Below are 17581 nucleotides of genomic sequence, written 5' to 3' on the forward strand. Positions count from 1 at the left end.
CGCGTATTTTTTGGATACTGATGTATAAAAACCTAAAACCAAGGATTAGAACAAAGAATTTAAGTTATTCAAATCAAAAGTCTGTACCAAATTTGGCAGGGTAGCTAAATCAAATTGAGTGTCTGATGTGCCACCAGTTAAATTGCCAAATGCATCGCCTAATGCAGGGACTAAGCTATCAATATTGATCTCTGAACTGGTTGTAGATGACGCACCTTGCAGTAAGTCGCTGATGTTAAAATCTGAACCAGAAATTAAGTTGTCAAAACCATCACTCAAGCCATCTAAGCTGAAACCACCAGTTGTATCTCCAGTCAGATTATTTAATAAACCACCTAGATCAAAGTCACTTGCAAGCTGACCTTCAGGATTAAGCAACGCAAGAATTGGTTCTAGAGCAGCGATATCTAGACCACCTAAATCACCACCGATGTTACCGCCAATTAAGCCGCTTGCCAGTTGCGCAATTTGTGCAATATCAAGATCGCCATTGCCTTGGATTAAACCGCCTACTAATTCAGCAATGACCGCGATATCCATACCGCCTAAACCGCCACCGATATTGCTGCCAATCAAGCCGCTTGCCAGTTGAGCAATTTGCGCAATATCAAGATCGCCATTGCCTTGGATTAAACCGCCTACAAGTTCAGCAATCACTGCGATATCTAGACCGCCTAAACCTCCACCGATGTTGCCACCAATCAAGCTACTAACCAGTTGAGCAATTTGAGCAATATCAAGATCGCCATTGCCTTGGATTAAACCACCCACCAGTTCAGCGATAGCACCAAAATCCATACCGCCCAAACTGCCAGTATTGCCGCCAATTAAACCACCAACCAGTTGTGTGATTGCGGCCATATCGAGGTCACTATTACCCAAAATCAAACCGCTGACCAATTGAGTAATTTGAGCAATATCAAGATTACCCGTATTACCACCGATTAACCCACTCACTAATTGGGTGAGTTTCGTAATATCTAAATCACCTGCATTGCTGCCAATCATGCCGCTGAGTAAATTGGTGATGGAAGCAATATCGAAGCTACCGCCATTGGATTGTGTCAGTTTGCTAATTAAACTGGTGATATCTAAGTTGGTATTTGAGCTTGAAAATTGGCTGATTAGATTGGTTAGGCTAGAACTATCTAAGCTGCTGCCAGAGAGTAAACTTTTTAATAAAGAATCTAGGGTAGGTGTGGTCGAGGTCGAACTAGTCAGGCTGCCAAGCAAACCAGAAAAGGTATTGCTTAAAGAGCCACCACTTAAGAGTCCATCGAATAAAGAGCTGGTCTGAGTTTCTACGGTAAATACAGAGCTAATTTTATTTTCAGCAAGCTTAGAGATTTAAAAGCCATGACGATTCCTTGTATTTTTATTGGTTTTGTTGTGCTGCATTGTGCTTATTGTCGAGCGCATCTGTTTTAATACATTTCTATACACTTGTAAAAGATAGACGGTCGGGATTGTGAAAATGTATGAGTAGATTCGTTGTTTTGTTGAGTTTTTTAAATTTAAAAATTTGAAAATCAATAAATTAGAAAGCTGTTCCGTTTGTCTGTTAAGTTGTTCAAAACGATAAGCGGTGATCTGTTGAATCATAAACATTTTGCTTTAATAATGGAAAATAATTTTCGATAAAGATGCTTAATCTGCAAAATAATTTAAGTATAATGGCAGCATGAGTTTAAATTTTATCAGATTAGATTGAGTGCTTGAAAATGGAATTAGATCGCTACGATAAGCATATTTTAGAAATTTTAAGCAATGAAGATGTCAATTTGAATGAACTTTCCGAGCGGGTTAATCTGTCGGTAAGTTCGGTGCATCGCCGTATTAAAAGTCTGATCGATCATAAAATTATTTCAGGTTTAAAGCGTGAAATTAATTATCAAAAACTGGGCTTTAGTTTGCATGTGTTGTTGCAGGTGTCTTTGAGCAAACACGATACCGATATTTTTGCCAAATTTTTGGATGAATTGGAAAGCATTCCTGAAGTGATACGTGCATTTTTGGTGACAGGACAGACTGCAGATTTTATTGTAGAGGTTGTGGCACGAGATATGGAAAATTACAGCGAAATTTTATTAAAACGGATTGGTAAAATTGAGCATGTGGCAGGTTTGCATTCTAGCTTTGTGATTAAAGAATATGATGTTTTAAACTGTCATGGTTTATTAAATAAAGTTTAATTTATTAGAATCTTAGAATTATTTTGACTGGATCTATAAAAAAACGCACGAGAACGTGCGTTTTTAGGAATTGCAGTTAGACCGATTATGCGTCTAATTGTGCTAAAACTTCATCAGAGAATTCAACGTTGGTATATACGTTTTGAACATCATCTAAATCTTCAAGCATATCAATCATTTTCATAATTTTTTTCGCTTGATCGATGTCTGTAATTTCTGCTTTGGTCGATGGACTCATAACCACTTCAGCATTGTCAGATTTCAAACCTGCTGCTGTTAGCGCATCTTGAACTATACCAAAAGCTTCTGGCGTAGTAATAACCAAAATGCCATCTTCAGACACTTCAATATCTTCTGCGCCAGCTTCTAAAGCCACTTCCATCACTTGATCTTCTAAAGATGAATCTTCAAATGAAATTTCACCACGTTTGGTGAATAGGAATGCTACAGAACCATTGGTGCCTAAGTTACCGTCAGTTTTAGAGAAACAGTGACGTACATCTGGCACGGTGCGGTTTAAGTTGTCTGTCATGGTTTCTACAATAACCGCAACACCACCTACACCATAACCTTCATAGGTTACTTCTTTAAGATCGTCGTTATCTTCACCGCCTGCACCACGCTGGATGGCACGGTTAATGACGTCACGTGTCATGTTAACTGAAAGTGCTTTTTCCACAACAGCACGTAAACGAGGGTTACTTGCCGCATCTGGACCGCCGAGCTTTGCAGCAGTTGTTAATTCACGAATAAATTTGGTAAACAACTTACCACGACTAGCATCTTGTTTGGCTTTACGATGCTTAATGTTGGCCCACTTGGAATGACCCGCCATGCGAACTATGCTCCTTACAGATTGGCAGTATGCCTATCAAAATTGCGCCCATTCTAACATAAGCCCTTTTTTTAGATAAAGGGCAGAGTTTTAGGTTTTTTAAGTGTTGCTTTGAGTTGTTTTTGGCTCAGGAATGACAATATCTAAGCCCACTTGTTCTTTATATAATTGTTGGATAAGTGCCATATCGTGATCTAAATCTGTCGGATAGATTTTGCCAAAAATCCCACCTTGTTTGGTTTGTGAGTTGGCATACATTAAAACGATAGGCACATTGGCTGCTTTGGCAATATGCCAAAAACCTGTACGAATTGGCTTGCGGGCTTCACCTGTTTTTGCGCGAGTTGCTTCGGGTGCGATGACCAAATTGAAATGTTCATTTTGATCAAAAAGTTCGACCATTTGCGACACAATATCTTTGTTAGATTTACGGTCTACTGGAATACCGCCGACTTTTTCTAAAATAGGTTTAAGTGGCCCTTTAAAAAGCTCTTTTTTGATTAAAGTATGGATTTTAATATCATAAATTTGGAACAGAGCAAGCGAGAGGATTGCATCCATCATTGAGGTGTGTTCAAAACCGACGATCACTTGTTTGTTTTCGAGGACGTTGGGTTCTACCTGATATTGCCATCCTGCAAGTTTGAATGCGGATTCGCCTATAAATTTTTTCAACATAGATGTAACAGCTGATGAATCTGGAAATGCATAATTTCTGCTTGTTTTATATAAGAGTCAACAGAAAATTGTTTGAAATATAGCAATCTCAAGTGATGCAGTTGATATAGCGTTATATCTTTTATTGGTTTTAACTCTAAATACTTTGTTTTTAATATTAAAAATATATGAATTGAGAGAAATTAAGTCTTAAATTGAGCAAAAATGCACTATTCAAATGATTTGTAAATCATTAGACTTTGGTCGTAATTAGCTATGATTCTATTCATCATTTCACTATTCCACGCATCATGGAAGGATACTAAAGTGGCTTATTTGACGACTTTTCTTGTGGCATTGACTGTGTTGTTATTGGTCTTGGTATGGTCAATGTTTGAGTTGTTTTTAGAAGTGCGTAAAGAGAAGCGTTTAAAGTTGCATCGGGCAATGTTTCGGAAAGTGAAGGTGTAGTTTTTATATTTCAATAATAATCAAATTCGTCTGCTGACTATCTATACAGCAATTTCTGAAAATGGCTTGTGTTTTTAAAAAATCTTCGCTAGTATTCTTTGCGCTTGAACTTGTTGAAATATAACAAATTCAATTATAGGGCCTATAGCTCAGTCGGTTAGAGCAGCGGACTCATAATCCGTTGGTCCCCAGTTCGAGTCTGGGTGGGCCCACCATATAAAACAACCACTTACGTGTACTAATCGTAAGTGGTTTTTTTGTTTTTAGAGTCTGGTAAGCAAATAGTAAGCGGAATGAATCAACATTATTTTCCATTGGCTTTGATAAACAAACGATTTAAAAATAGAGATTTCTGTAGGTACTCAAATTAAAGTGACAATTTGGTGGGTATAGGGCGGCCTAATATGGGCTATCACCGTCGTAGTTTGGTGGAAACTCAAATGCCATGTATCAAATTATTAGGAGATAAGCTGACGGCAAGACATTTTTAAAGTCAGGTCAATGAAATTCATGCGCGTGTAGTAGTTCTGAATAGATTTACGGAATTGGGTAGACCTCACACCCAAGTTATCACTTAAATTTGAATGAATTGGGAAAACTCAGCTTTTGAATGTCTATGCAACAAAGCAGATAGCTAATCGCAATATCAATATGTTTTTGTCTTCGACAAAGCGTGCTGTAATCTGGCGCAGTCCAATTTAATCAACACAGTTTAATCAAACTTTGAACAAAACCTGTGACCATGCGTAAAGAGAGTCTGAATAGAGATTTGATCATTAAACAGCATTGAATAGCGGTATCAGAGTAAGTTTGATTTCGACCTTGCTTGCCTTGTGGTTGTGCATACCACTGAGTGTTTGGATCAAACCAAATGGAAATATCACCTCGGTTAATGAGGGCACGATTGTAGGAAGACCAGTTAGTTGTACGATAGATTTTAGGAGCAGGTTTATTCATAGTGAAATTATAGGGCCGAATAATCTTTCTAGGCTAGGTTTATGCAACAAAACCTGCTCAAATTAAAAAGTAAATATCAGCGAGGCTTTGTTGCATAAAGATTTTGTAAGCTTCTGATTTAAATAGGTTTGTATGAATTTCAACCTAAAAATTAAATGAACAAAATCAGTTGGTTATGTATTTATGCAACAAAGCCATTTTTTTCTGTAAATTTGATTCGCTTAATTTTTCAATGGCTAGCATTTAATCCAGATTGCATAGTCATAGAAAAAAATTGTGCTTTTTCTTGACCTGTATAACATTTGCAGCGTTGGGTGGAGATATTAGATACTCCTTTACTTAGTTTTATGCATAGATTTTAATTGTGATTTTCAGTTTTATTTTTTTGGATATAGAATATGATGTGGGAAGGAAACAAATCATTAAAGTTAAGGGCAATTAGATCATTTGGATCAGTAGCAATTTTCACCTTCAATATTAAAGAATCAGAATAAGAAATGTAAATTTCTTTTTTTTTCAATTTTTTTGATATAACAGCATTTTTGCTCAAATTATATTCGGATACATATGAGTTCATTCGAATATTACTCTTCCAATCAGTACCTCTTAACTTGCGCCAATTTATATTAGTTACTTCAGCAATAGTTAAGTCTTTATAATTCACTTTTTTTATTTTATTAAAAATTATGTCAAACAAAAAAATGTGAGATCTATGCAGATAGCTAATATTTAATAAGAATTTTTCTAAGTTTTTTTCAAGTGTTACAGCACAACAGTTACATAACTGATAATTATTAATGATTAATCCCCATTGATATAAAAGATAAATAGCATAAATAGCATCAAGATCATGGAAAGCAGAGATTTTTTTTAAAATTGAATATGATACTGGTTGTGGAGTATATACTCCTTCGGATATTACATGTTCGCGAATACCTAAAGTTAAATTGTGCATTTCGCTTATAACCTTATCTGAGTTGAATTCAAGATTTTCAATATTCCAAATCGGATGTTCAATAATATCGATCGCACTAGGTATAAGTTCCTCAGTACTCTTTTTCCATGCTTTTTGAGGTGTAGATAAACCAAATTTATATTTTCTAAATAATTTAGCCTCAGGTGAATATATAGAGTTTGAATACATAAATTTATAAAACTGGTATTCATTTATTATTTTTATTTCCTTCAATTTTTTAGCTTCATTGAATAAATAATCATACCAAGTAATCGTTTTGGCATATTCCAAAATACCACGAGCTCTGCGTCCCAAATTTTGCTACTCCATACTAAAGTTGGGGTAAAGATATTTTAAAATTATACTTCTTTTCTGTACCCGTTGGAATATGTTTTTATAGCTATAAATCATTCTAAAGAGAAAAAAATGTCATTTAAGCATAAACATAGGCCGATTACAGATGATCGGCTTTTATTGACCACTAGAGAGACAGCTAGGCTTTTGGGGTATGCAGAACAAACATTGCGTAAATGGGCGTTGTATGAAAACGGCCCAATTAATCCTATTAGACATGGACGTACTCTTCGTTGGAGTAAGGCGGATGTCTACAAATTTGCTGGCTTAAAAGAAGACTGATTTTGAAGATGGTATGGACTAATTGCTCATACCTATTTATTAGGTTTCAACATGCAAAAAAAATCATTTGAAGTCTTGATCAAACTCAGAGCAGTTTTGATATTAGACCTGCCAGATTTTATTCATTCATTTATATTGAATTTAAAAAACAAGTTAGATGTTTATATCAAAAAAACCTTGAAAAAGGATGCTAGAGCCAATCAAGTGAATAATGAATTTGAGATCCTGAAATTGTTAATCCAAAAAATTTCTCAAGATATTAAGCAGATCCCAAAGCACAAACATAAACAGATACACGCTGTGCTTTTTAGCTGCTTTTTTACTCAATTGTCCGATGCCTTGGTTCTGCAGTTATCTCACCATATGAGGATAGATCGTCATCCACAGCGTTGTGTTCAATTGAGTGCCAGCACCTATAAAAAATACTTCAAGTTGCATAAAGACTTGAACCTCAAGTTAGAGCAAAACCTAACTTTCAATTTTTACCCTAAAAAATTATGGTGATTTTATGAGTCAAAATGATAAATCGTCAGAGTTAGACGAAGAAACCAAATTATTGGAAGAATGGGTCAATCAGTCCCTGAGCGAAAAAAAACAAATTTTGAATCAGCTCCTGGCGCAAGATCAGCAGGCACAGGAACTCTATGCTGCTGCTCACAAAATACATGTGGTGATTAAAAATAATCGGATAGTGACACAACAGAAATTATTAGCAGGGTTAACGCAATGGACTAAAAGTGCATCTATAGGACAACTAAGCGACCAACAAAAAGAAGTATTTATCTATTCCTATCTTTGTACTGCAGTCTTGTGTGAAATACTGAAGGAAATCATCTTGTTAGAGCCTCAGATTACAAGGGATGAAAAGGATGAAAAACAGGTTATTCTAAATAATTGTAAAAACAACAATAAAATCAATACAGTATCTTATAATTTAAAACTTCTTTTGCAAAAGCAGTTATCGAATACTGAGAAAAATAAACTGTTGTATAAAAAAGTTACACGCAAACTCCAAGCTATGGATGAATTTGATGCCAACGAGTTAAAAATTCTTTTAGAGCGTAAAACAATAAAAAATGATTTTGAACAGCTTAATCTTGGCCGCTATATTCAACAATTTATTATTGTTTTCAACGAGATTGCCAATAGTAGATTAAATTCAACAGTAATTAATGTTCAGGCTTTAATTAACGATATTAAAAAGGGCATGACCTATAAATCTGATTCAGGCACATCATCGTTGGATGTAGAGAATGAGGATACTGGACAAGATACAGACATCAATATTTCTGATCCTGAACAGGATGGGATCGCTAAGCGGGAGAAGGAGATTTTTTCTGATGACCAGCAGAAAAATCAGGAACAGCTTGAAAAACAGGGACGGCGCATTCAGCGACGTGACTTACCCTATAAAACGAATCCGCTTTATGTGAAACCCAGTTTACTACATCTGGTCTATCATCTCTTGCAGGAATGTTATCAAGAAAAGATCAGAACTGATCCATATCAATCGTCTTTAGCTGTGTGTGGTTTGATGTGTCTCTTGACGGGGCTGAGTCCAACGATCTTTCAAAAGATTAAGAATTTGATTGAGGGTGGCAGAATCAAAGAAAAATCAATCAACAAAGTCATCCATTATTACTGGGTGATTGATCCCAAGCTCAATCCCAATCATTCTGGTGCCATGCAGGATAAAGCACAGCGTTATAATCGGGCCTTAACTCTGGAATGGCGTATTCCAGAACCGTGGATCACCAGTTTAAAGGCTTTAGAGAATTTAAAGCGACGTGAATTTTGTGCGATTAAATACAATAATTTTTTGCGGGAAGTCTTTAAAGAGTATCAGATTGGTGAAATCACCTACGGGATGTTGGAGCGACAAATCTATTTCCATTTGGATATGGAGACTGGTGATAACTTGGTTGCACACTTGCTGGCCAATCGGGATACCCATCATATCGTGCAATGGAACTATGAAGGGCGCCAGATCGATCAAATCGACCAGCATTTTCAAGGCTATATCAATGTTCTATTAGACCGTAGAAAAGGTGATCCATGGATTGAGCATAAACACCCTGGTTATATTTTTCATCGTGAGGAACGTATCGGCAGTCAGCGTTGCTGGACTATAGAGGCAGCGAGTGAATTTTTTAATCAGCTTTATCATTTTGTCAAAAACACATTAGCGAGTGCTCAAGCCAATCGGATCGAGAAGCTGAATGCTTACAGCATTTGGATGTGGCATCTTTCCTTAATCTGCCTGACGGTGCGTCCAATAGTCGGCATGCCGGGGTTACTGAAACATTATGATCCTAAGGCACAACTGCTTTACGTGCATGATAAAAAAACTGATTCACGAAAAGTAGGACGTCCTGTTCCTGTTACAGGCTACTGGCAGGATCATTTCAATGCATATCGAAAATATCTGACGAAAACCATCGAATCACTCGGGATAAAAAGTTTGCAAGCGCAATTGGAAAACGAGGGTTTTATGCTCTATGTCATCTCATATCCTTGGATCAAGTCCAAGAAAGGTCCAGTGAATCTTGCCGAAGTCGTGGAGCATTTGGAGCTACAGCCGATGTCTGCTGATTTTGTCACGCATTACCTCAAAGAGACTGTGCAGATTTATAAAAACTGGCCAAGGCATTTCACTAAAAATCATCTTGATCTCAGTGGTGATATTCACAATACGCTGTATGCCCATGACAAACAGACGATGGGATTCAGTCACATTTCTGGATTAAGCCCTTATCTCTACAAATACGACATTCAGCAACAAGTTGAAAGCTTGCTCAACAAACTAGAAATCGTAAAGCTTGAAGTAATTTAAAGGATCATACCGTGCTTGATAAACAAATCGAAGTTCAATTAGAAAATGCCATTGAAAGTGGGATCGCCGACATTTTTAAGGAAATTTCTCAGCTGATCACTGTTACATACACAGATGTAAATTCTGACCTTACTCAAATTGATTTTAAGTGGCTTGATCAGCAAATTCTGGACAAGTTTACTCTCTATAGAGCAGTTTTAGAGCAGCTCTGCCAAACATCCAAATTTAAGGACAAGGCTGCAGATTACCTTCAATTCTGTTTTAAACAAGTGAAACGGATTTGTAAGGTGAAAAACCAGCAGTGGCAAAAGGATTACCCTTCCTATGCCCAAAGCTATGAGATTAAGTTGCCAGATTGGACAGTCTACTCAGCTAAACGTTATGACAATGTTTTTTCTGACCGCAAACTACAGCAGGGCATTATGCTTGCCGAGGTAAAAGAAAAACTGTATGTGAATTGGGCGGATTATCTCAAACAACAAACCCAAGGTATCTTCTTAGACTCTACGGCCGAAGAGCAACAAAAATTAGTGAATACCTTGTTTGAATGTCTGTGTATTTCATTAATTTTTGATCAAGGATGCATTCAACCTGAACGGCTATTGGCCATTCATGATGCCATTTTTAATATGAACCTCGATAGTGGCTTGCTCTCTATCTATCCAAATTGCCATCATGCTTATGTTTTTTCTTACACTTTGCCTTCGACAAAATATGGCAACATCTATCAGCAGTATGGTGAGAAAGAGGCGGAGTTATGGCAAACTCAGCACATCTATTTCAATGCCTTTGCGATGCTATGTTACAGAAGGATCCAGCAGCTACTCAATGGACCACAAGCGTATGAATTACAAAACACGTCACCATTGCAGTGCTGGGAAAAAGAATATAGTGGAGCTATAACGCCGATTCAGCGCGAAGCCTTACTGCTAGAAAAACTCAAGACGCATTTCGATAATGTACTGAATCTGAAGAAGCAGGATACGGGGGACGAGAAAGCCTCTAAAAAATCGCCTAAGAATGTGCGATTTGAACAGCTTGATCATCACGTGAAGCTATTTTTAAAAGGTCTGGAAAAAACTGGCTTTGCTATTTTTAAACATATGGATTATGTCTTATGGCAAGAGATTCCCGATCTGGATGTGTTCAGCACCAATGTACTGAATAATCAGATCATCACTTCGCCTTTAATCTATCAGCAGTATACACAGCTCTATGATCAACCTGATCGCTGGAAAACCATTCAAGCCAGAATCAAAAATCTTGAAAAAAATCCTCCCACTTTAGACTTGGAGATGCCTACAGTTACGGTCAAAACGTTTCATGATCGACGCATTGGTAAACGACATAATCTGAAATCCTGGCTTTTATCTTTTCATCAGGGTATCAAACTCAAACAGCTCGCGGATCAACTCCAAGAATGCATCCAAAAATCCGAGGACTATAAATCTGCTTATGAAGCTGGAAATGGCGAGTATCTGGATTATGTGGTTGCCATTGCACATTTACGCATATGCCAGTGGTTAAAAGGCGAATTTGTTTACCAAGAGAAGACGGGAAAAAGTGTCCTTAAGGTATCGACGATCCAACGTTACTATGGCAGTTTCGTACTTAACCTACTTTATTATGTCCTAGAACAGCAGCTCAATCTAGAGACCGCTACTGAAGATCAGTTTGAGGAAATGTACCGCACGATTGTTGAAGAAAAACTGCTGAATGATCAGGAAAAACAGAAACAAACCGCTAGAACCAAGAACAATAAAAAACACAATACCTCTGGTGATGCCTTCGATCGGCTGAAAGCCTTCCACCAGTACTTGGTTCATAAACATCGTGCACCGATTGTGCAATATTTATATGACCGCCAAAGTGATGGCTTATTTTTGAAAACCAGATTGATTAGTCCTCAGATGTTTGGATGGATGATGCGAATTCTTAGAGAGTATCCAACGGCTCTAGGCCTGACCGAGCAGGATGCAACTTGTCTGCAATGGGTCTATATATTGGCATTTAGACTAGGCTTACGTATTGATGAGGCTGCCAGAATTTGTATCGATGATTTTGTATCTCCACAGCTGCGTAAACATCCAGACAATCGACAGCTTTATTATGTATTCGAGTTTCCTTCGGATCAGCAGAATGGTGATCAGTCTGACCAGAAAAGGAATAAAACAACGGGTGATATCGATGATCTAACCCTTAGGATTCGTCTGAATTCAGAGCGTGGTCTGAAAAGTGACAATGCTAACCGCCAGTTTGATTTGGTATATTTTTTAGCACCGGATGAATTTACAGGATTCTGTCGCTTTTATCAAAACCTGTTACCTGGTTCTAAAGCGGCTGCAGCCGTTTGTAAAAGAAAAACCAAACAACTTTTTGTATTGGGTGAACAACCCTTATCGAGTACAAATTTATCCAGAATTACCCAGCAGCTGTTTAATACTGTATTGGGGACAGATGATCATCAATATACCTTTCATGCTTTCAGGCATAGTACCGCTTCACATTTGGCTATCCTGTTAAAAGGCAGTAAAGCGTTGGTAGATTGTTTTACTGACTATAATTCCGATTCACATCCCGGGTTTGGACCTAAGCTTAAAAAGCACATTTTGCCCAATATTAAGAATGCTTCATCGCGTAGTGCCCAGGCCTGGTCTCGACTCGCGCATTTGATGGGGCATGAAGATATTCGGATGACCGCTAGACAATATCTACATCATCTGCAGATTCTGATTGCCGATATGTTTTATCAAGCCAACCGTGAATATTCGCCTCAACTGATCAAAGTGTTATTAGGAGATAGTCATCTGATGCATCACGGCTTCAAAATTGAATTTCAGTCGAATGAAAGAGATATTTTAAAAGCGATGAAGAAATTTCATCCACCCACAGAAAATGATCTTCAACTTGACCCGTTAAAAAACAAGCTAAAGCAAAAACTGCCTCAACAGCAGGATGGATTTTTATACCGTGAAATATTTTTAGACAATTACCATAAGTGGATAGAAGGCAACGCACGCGAAACGATTGATGCTGAATTATTGAAGTTGATTCAATCGATCAGTCAGCCGTCCTTTATCTACACCAAGCGCGTAAAAAATGAAGGTAACAGTGAGGATTATATTGGTTCAACCTGGAATCAAATGGTGAAATGGTCCGATCACTATCAGATTGATCAACCTTTTAGATTAAATAAAAAGATAACCCGGAAAGTTCTTAAAGAATTCTTTTATTGCTTAGAAAATAACATTTCATTAGCAAAAGATCGTCCTGTTTTAACCTTTAAGGTATCCTGTGAAAAAGATCTGAATGACTACCATAAATTTATAGATTGTATTGATAAAATTTATTCAGAAGGCACATCATATTTAGAGTGGGAGCAACCTGATTCAAATATATTGAATGATTTAAAAGAGGGTAAAATTAAAATAATAAAATATGTAATCCGTAATAATAAAATACCAAAATATAATAATTTTATTCAAAAGATGCTGTTGCAGAGCATTTTCTATAAGGTGAAAGAGCATAAAGAACGCCCCAAAAAGATAGCTCAGGGTTCTACCTGAGGTTACGCATACGAACGGAAATCTTGTAAAATAAAAATAAATAAAAACAAATGGATGTTGTTGTTTTGAATTTTGCAGTTTTTCTCTTTCTCCGTATTTTTGCAAAAAATCGGGTTTTAGCTCTCAAAAACTGGGTAAATAAGGGTAGAAATCCTCCACCCATTTTTAGCCTTTTTTGAACATTTTTTATTCAGAATTGGAAATTTTCTTGAGAATTAATTTCATATTCAATTTAGGCTAAAATTAATAAAATGATCTGGAATTATTATTCATATGAGTAATATATTTTACTGGTAGTAAAAGGATTAATTTGGTTTAAAATTAATCTATGTTAAATAGGTTTTTAAGAGTTCTGGAAAGCTAATTGACAAGTTGATTTTAATTAAAGATTTTTTAGTATTTTTAAAATAATGATTCTAGTTTTTAATTTAGCTAAGAGGACATTTTTTTAACATTCTAGTGGCTTGGTTGCATAAAGATTAGAAAGATTGAATTATTCTAAAAAATATAAAGTCGAGATACAACTCCTCCAATAATTTGATGCAACCCATCTTAGTTTTTATCTGTACTCAAACCTGAGCTGACAGTTACCCATTTTTTATTGTGCCTGTCAGGTTACTTTTGAGCTAAATTCTTCTCAGCCCAAATCCGTTTTCCATCAAGTAAAGTTTCAAGTGGTGTACGACCACAGCACACTTTTGGACTGATTTTAAATGCATTGATCAAATTTTATTTGATCGCTGTGATTTTAAGGGGGGGATTACCGGATAGCTAGATCATTACCCAATTTCAATTTATGTCGTAATTTGTTAATCTTAATTTCAGATAAAAATCAAGGAGGCAATTGATGTCGAGAAAAATAATAATGACTACAAATGAAAGGCGTCTTCAAGCTCTAAATCAAATGCGTGCTAGTTACAGAGGTGAGCAACTTTTAAGACAAGATAGAATTAAACTCATTCAACATGGTACAGTTGTTCAATCGCACGAAATTTCTATCAATGACAGTGATCATACTCTATGTGATGATTTAGCAATAGAAATTGATGAATGTGACATGTTAAAACAAACTGCTGAGACTATGTATGCAACTACAGGTGATACAATTTGGTTAAGTTTTTAATACCTTAAAGCTTATGATGTTATCTTAATGAGAGAAACTTAGAACTTCTTGAGTAAGTCCTCAGTTGATATTTCTTGTTCCACGCAAAAAACACCATTTAGATCTACTTTCATTTTTTAATCGAATTACCTTGGATTTTATAGATGTCGAGTAGATTTTTAAGTATTTGATCTGCAATTTTATTTTTCCAATCATCTTCTGGCTCTAAAGTAATCGACATGAGCTTCTCCTAGTTCATTGTGTAGAAGCTAAATCAACAGTCCTATAGGTTATATGATATTGAAGTTAGTTTAGATTGTTTCAATACGAGTATGATACTTAAATTTCTATGATCAAATTTTCTCTAAACCCATTTTTTCCTTGCTCCTGAGGATACCCTAAAGGGTTGATCACTAATCTGCATCCATCGACTACAGTATCAATTGATGTATGCGTATGTCCTGAAATCCATAACTTAAAGCCTTTGACATCTAAATCATTAATAAAATAGGGGTTAAGCGCTGATGCAACAGGGTGCTTACCCCAATAAGGATCAAGACAAGCTAAATGCGGTGGAAAATGCGTAATAACGATCACATGATCTTGGCCTCTAAACTGCATAATATTTTGATGATATCGTTGAAATAGTGCAATGTAGTCATCAGCTGTTATAGTTCGATTATCGCTACTTATCATGATTTGATCAAAATCATAAATAGATTGTTCAGCATCTTCTTTAAATTTTTGCAGTTCGTTAGTGGTTGTACGAGCTGAGTTGGAACGAAAGTTCGTAAACAATGTACCGCCAACAAATATTTTATCCTGTATCTTGATATGGTTGTCATCAAGCAGAGCATTTTGAGGATAATTTTCTCTTAAAAAGTCTGCGACTAAATTGTAGTTTGAGCAGTAATAATCATGATTACCTAAAACAAAAATAAAGTTCTTATTCAGGTTTTTACATGTTTCTGCAAATTCAATAGCACCACTCAGGCGATTCGAAAAATCCCCAGCGTGAATAATGACGTCAGCTTCATCTGATAATGAATATTTCGAATTGTGAGTATCCGATAAAATTTGCAGTTTCAATCTACTTCCTTTATTAAATCACGCTGCTTAAATATATAGAATTTCATTGCGATCAGTTTACAGCAACTAGATATTGTAGAAATTATAAGATACTTATCTGTATTCTTAAGCCTCTAAAAATATAGGTAATTATTTTTGAATCAATTGATTAAATATTAATCATAAAATTTGACCAATTGAATTTATGCACATAAGATAAAGATGTTACAGCAAAATCTGTGACCAGGCGTGGAAACCTGTTACTCAACGAACTAAAGAGTCGCTTTTAGTGGCTCTTTTGTGTCTACATGGCGCTTTTATGGTAAGCCAAGTAGGGCAGTCTTTGACTGGCCGTTTCGTTGAGCGGTATTTCCACACCCTATTTGGTTTGCCTCCATCTCGTGGAAAGGATGTTGGCAAACAACAATTAATCAACGAGGCTTCAAATGAAAAAATATCCCATCCCTATTTTTATTATCTCTAGCAAAAAAGTACTTTTGAATTAATCACCTGTTTTAATTCTAACAACCTACTTAAATTTTAAATTAATGACTTCATAAATTTCGTAATCTCACGAGATCTAGAGAAGTATTGCCTAGAGAAAATAAAATGGCCCGTACTAAGCTTTTAACCAATATTATTCAAAGAAAAATGATGTTGCTTGACGAAATGTCGCACTCAAATCTGCACCATAACTTTGAAATATCGCTTTATGATTTCGCACAGCATGAGATTCTAGAAAAACTTTATAAGGCAGACAATCAACGTTCAACAGAATGTTGGAGCCCTGATGAAATTCAGGAGTTTATTCTAAACTGTTTGAATGATCGTAATGTCAATTTATGCGTTCGCTATTGGAAAGATGCTGCTGGTAATATTTATATCATCGATGGTGGGCACAGGATTTCAATCATTTATGCTTGGATTAAAAGATACTTTATTGATGAGCAAGTAATAGGAGCCCCAAAATTCACGGCACCACAAAAACGAGATATTCGTCAGATTCGTAATCGATTAGGTGGATTAGCTGATTTTCAAGAGTTATGTAGCGATTCTGAGTTTCAGCAAAAATTAAAATCAACCAAAATTAATTTTATTGAAGTCATTGGGACACCTGAGGAAGCTCGAAAAGCCTTTTGTTCAATCAATTCGGATACGAAACGATTAGATCCAGATGAAGAATATCATTTACAAAATAGGGGAAGTGATGCTTTTTATGTGATTTATGCGTGTTGTTATATAAACGATAATAAATCCAACTTGGCTGAACTGAATTACGAGCGGATAAATGAAGTGATCACTTTGGGTGAGCAAATTCATGATCATCTTTTTAAGATAATACTTTTAGAGCCAGATTTAACACACGGTAAAAAAATCGGCTTGGTCAATGAACTCCTGAATATCATGTTTGGTGATACTAGTCAGAATACTGTGAATATAGACCAAGGTCAGCGTGTAGAAAATTTAATGCTAAAACTTAGAGTTGTGCTGTGTCGTATCGCTACACCACCAATTAGTATTCGGATTCCAAGTTTGGGCTTACACCCAAAACTATATTTTTATAAAGATAATCGTTTTCAAGTGACATCCTTTTTGGCCTGGTTCTCTATCGTCTGTGAAATTGAAAAAGACTGTTTTGAAATACAGAATAAAAAGATAGATTTTATTGGATTTACTCGAGCACGCCGTGGTGTTGAAAGTTTAATTGAAAAAATTCCTGTGGCGATTAAAGAAACTGTCGGTAAGTTTGGTAGCGGGATCAAATCACATGAGCGATTGAAGAACGTGTATCAGGCCTTTATCTGTATTGGACTGAATATGGATTTAGATTTTGAAGATGAAGTTTGTTTGAACACCGTCATTCTTTCGATGAGTCAATCATTTGATTATATTAATTTTAATGATTTTTACCTTGACCGTTTTGGTGGTGATTATGATGAGAGTATTGTTGATGATGTTGTGAGCTTTGTGCAATCAGTAAGATCATCAAAGAAGAAAAAACCTCTAAATTTTTCACTCGCAGCCAAAAGAAACCTGTATCAACGTGAGGAAAGGAAAACTTGGAGCTATTGCGAAGTATGTGATAGCGCTTTATACCTTGAATCGACTGAAGTAGATCATCGTGAATCGAAAGCAGAAGGTGGTTACGGTGTTTTAGAAAATGGAGCAATTATTCATCCGATATGTAATCGTTTTAAGTCAGATCGTGCTTTGGAAGAAGTAAGAGCAGATTTATTTGACTAAAAAGATAAGGGAGCAAATGCTCCCTTATTTTTTTGTTTTTTAGTAGACTGGGATTAGTATTTAGC

General features: G+C 36.1%; 13 protein-coding genes, 1 tRNA gene and 2 pseudogenes. 10 read left to right on the top strand and 6 right to left on the bottom strand.

The genetic code is table 11. The annotated features are described in order from the left end of the window. Window positions 1-45: 45 nt before the first annotated feature. Window positions 46-1233: a hypothetical protein gene (locus FTT70_RS02635; RefSeq protein ID WP_218952754.1), complete on the bottom strand. Its 1188-nt coding sequence runs from the start codon at window positions 1231-1233 to the stop codon at window positions 46-48. Between the two features lie 488 nt (window positions 1234-1721). Here FTT70_RS02635 and FTT70_RS02640 point away from each other — a divergent pair, with 488 nt between their 5' ends. Beyond that, window positions 1722-2192 carry an Lrp/AsnC family transcriptional regulator gene (locus tag FTT70_RS02640; protein WP_004971430.1) on the top strand — a complete coding sequence of 157 codons (471 nt, stop codon included), beginning with the start codon at window positions 1722-1724 and terminating at the stop codon, window positions 2190-2192. 85 nt (window positions 2193-2277) lie between these two features. Here the strand turns inward: FTT70_RS02640 and FTT70_RS02645 are convergent, their stop codons facing one another. Together FTT70_RS02645 and FTT70_RS02650 are read right to left on the bottom strand one after the other, a co-directional pair. Beyond that, window positions 2278-3027, bottom strand: a complete 750-nt coding sequence (locus tag FTT70_RS02645; protein ID WP_070155957.1) for a YebC/PmpR family DNA-binding transcriptional regulator — start codon at window positions 3025-3027, stop codon at window positions 2278-2280. 99 nt (window positions 3028-3126) lie between these two features. Next, window positions 3127-3705 (bottom strand): 1-acyl-sn-glycerol-3-phosphate acyltransferase, encoded by a 579-nt coding sequence (locus FTT70_RS02650; protein WP_104851825.1) that lies wholly within the window; start codon window positions 3703-3705, stop codon window positions 3127-3129. Window positions 3706-4011: 306 nt separating this feature from the next. On the opposite strand from FTT70_RS02650, the gene FTT70_RS02655 reads away from it, so the two are divergent. The 3 genes and pseudogenes from FTT70_RS02655 to FTT70_RS13565 form a co-directional block, all read left to right on the top strand. Beyond that, a complete protein-coding gene (locus FTT70_RS02655) occupies window positions 4012-4155 on the top strand; it encodes a hypothetical protein (RefSeq protein WP_154320842.1) in 144 nt (47 codons plus the stop codon). A gap of 138 nt (window positions 4156-4293) precedes the next feature. Then, window positions 4294-4370: transfer RNA gene (locus FTT70_RS02660), tRNA-Ile, on the top strand. A 192-nt stretch (window positions 4371-4562) separates the two neighbouring features. After that, window positions 4563-4733: pseudogene (locus FTT70_RS13565) on the top strand (IS5/IS1182 family transposase); the annotation flags it as partial. Window positions 4734-4785: 52 nt separating this feature from the next. Here FTT70_RS13565 and FTT70_RS02665 read toward each other — a convergent pair. Together FTT70_RS02665 and FTT70_RS02670 are read right to left on the bottom strand one after the other, a co-directional pair. Next, window positions 4786-5112: pseudogene (locus FTT70_RS02665) on the bottom strand (transposase); the annotation flags it as partial. Window positions 5113-5470: 358 nt separating this feature from the next. Then, window positions 5471-6382 carry a hypothetical protein gene (locus tag FTT70_RS02670; protein WP_070155955.1) on the bottom strand — a complete coding sequence of 304 codons (912 nt, stop codon included), beginning with the start codon at window positions 6380-6382 and terminating at the stop codon, window positions 5471-5473. A gap of 111 nt (window positions 6383-6493) precedes the next feature. Between FTT70_RS02670 and FTT70_RS02675 the strand changes: the two genes are divergently transcribed. From FTT70_RS02675 to FTT70_RS02695, 5 genes are all read left to right on the top strand, one after another. Next, window positions 6494-6703 (top strand): helix-turn-helix domain-containing protein, encoded by a 210-nt coding sequence (locus FTT70_RS02675; protein WP_070155952.1) that lies wholly within the window; start codon window positions 6494-6496, stop codon window positions 6701-6703. 51 nt (window positions 6704-6754) lie between these two features. Continuing rightward, a complete protein-coding gene (locus tag FTT70_RS02680) occupies window positions 6755-7207 on the top strand; it encodes a transporter (protein ID WP_070155950.1) in 453 nt (150 codons plus the stop codon). Between the two features lie 4 nt (window positions 7208-7211). Beyond that, the gene (locus tag FTT70_RS02685) at window positions 7212-9536 is read left to right on the top strand and encodes a hypothetical protein (RefSeq protein WP_180168242.1); all 2325 of its coding nucleotides are present in this window, start codon (window positions 7212-7214) and stop codon (window positions 9534-9536) included. Window positions 9537-9547: 11 nt separating this feature from the next. Further along, window positions 9548-13102 (top strand): hypothetical protein, encoded by a 3555-nt coding sequence (locus tag FTT70_RS02690; protein WP_180168243.1) that lies wholly within the window; start codon window positions 9548-9550, stop codon window positions 13100-13102. Window positions 13103-13967: 865 nt separating this feature from the next. Then, window positions 13968-14225, top strand: a complete 258-nt coding sequence (locus FTT70_RS02695) for a hypothetical protein (protein WP_257229346.1) — start codon at window positions 13968-13970, stop codon at window positions 14223-14225. 318 nt (window positions 14226-14543) lie between these two features. Here FTT70_RS02695 and FTT70_RS02705 read toward each other — a convergent pair whose 3' ends face one another. Then, a complete protein-coding gene (locus FTT70_RS02705) occupies window positions 14544-15293 on the bottom strand; it encodes a metallophosphoesterase (protein WP_070155707.1) in 750 nt (249 codons plus the stop codon). Window positions 15294-15881: 588 nt separating this feature from the next. Between FTT70_RS02705 and FTT70_RS02710 the strand changes: the two genes are divergently transcribed. Next, the gene (locus tag FTT70_RS02710) at window positions 15882-17516 is read left to right on the top strand and encodes an HNH endonuclease (protein WP_180168244.1); all 1635 of its coding nucleotides are present in this window, start codon (window positions 15882-15884) and stop codon (window positions 17514-17516) included. Window positions 17517-17581 lie beyond the last annotated feature (65 nt).

The organism is Acinetobacter sp. YH01003, assembly GCF_013420525.1.
Taxonomy (GTDB): Bacteria; Pseudomonadota; Gammaproteobacteria; order Pseudomonadales; family Moraxellaceae; genus Acinetobacter; species Acinetobacter towneri.

Bases quoted from the DNA above. Each gene is read 5' to 3' on its own strand.
- FTT70_RS02695 (WP_257229346.1), top strand. From the start codon at position 13,968: ATGACTACAAATGAAAGGCGTCTTCAAGCTCTAAATCAAATGCGTGCT.
- FTT70_RS02675 (WP_070155952.1), top strand. From the start codon at position 6,494: ATGTCATTTAAGCATAAACATAGGCCGATTACAGATGATCGGCTTTTA.
- FTT70_RS02640 (WP_004971430.1), top strand. From the start codon at position 1,722: ATGGAATTAGATCGCTACGATAAGCATATTTTAGAAATTTTAAGCAAT.
- FTT70_RS02685 (WP_180168242.1), top strand. From the start codon at position 7,212: ATGAGTCAAAATGATAAATCGTCAGAGTTAGACGAAGAAACCAAATTA.
- FTT70_RS02710 (WP_180168244.1), top strand. From the start codon at position 15,882: ATGGCCCGTACTAAGCTTTTAACCAATATTATTCAAAGAAAAATGATG.
- FTT70_RS02680 (WP_070155950.1), top strand. From the start codon at position 6,755: ATGCAAAAAAAATCATTTGAAGTCTTGATCAAACTCAGAGCAGTTTTG.
- FTT70_RS02645 (WP_070155957.1), bottom strand. From the start codon at position 3,027: ATGGCGGGTCATTCCAAGTGGGCCAACATTAAGCATCGTAAAGCCAAA.
- FTT70_RS02650 (WP_104851825.1), bottom strand. From the start codon at position 3,705: ATGTTGAAAAAATTTATAGGCGAATCCGCATTCAAACTTGCAGGATGG.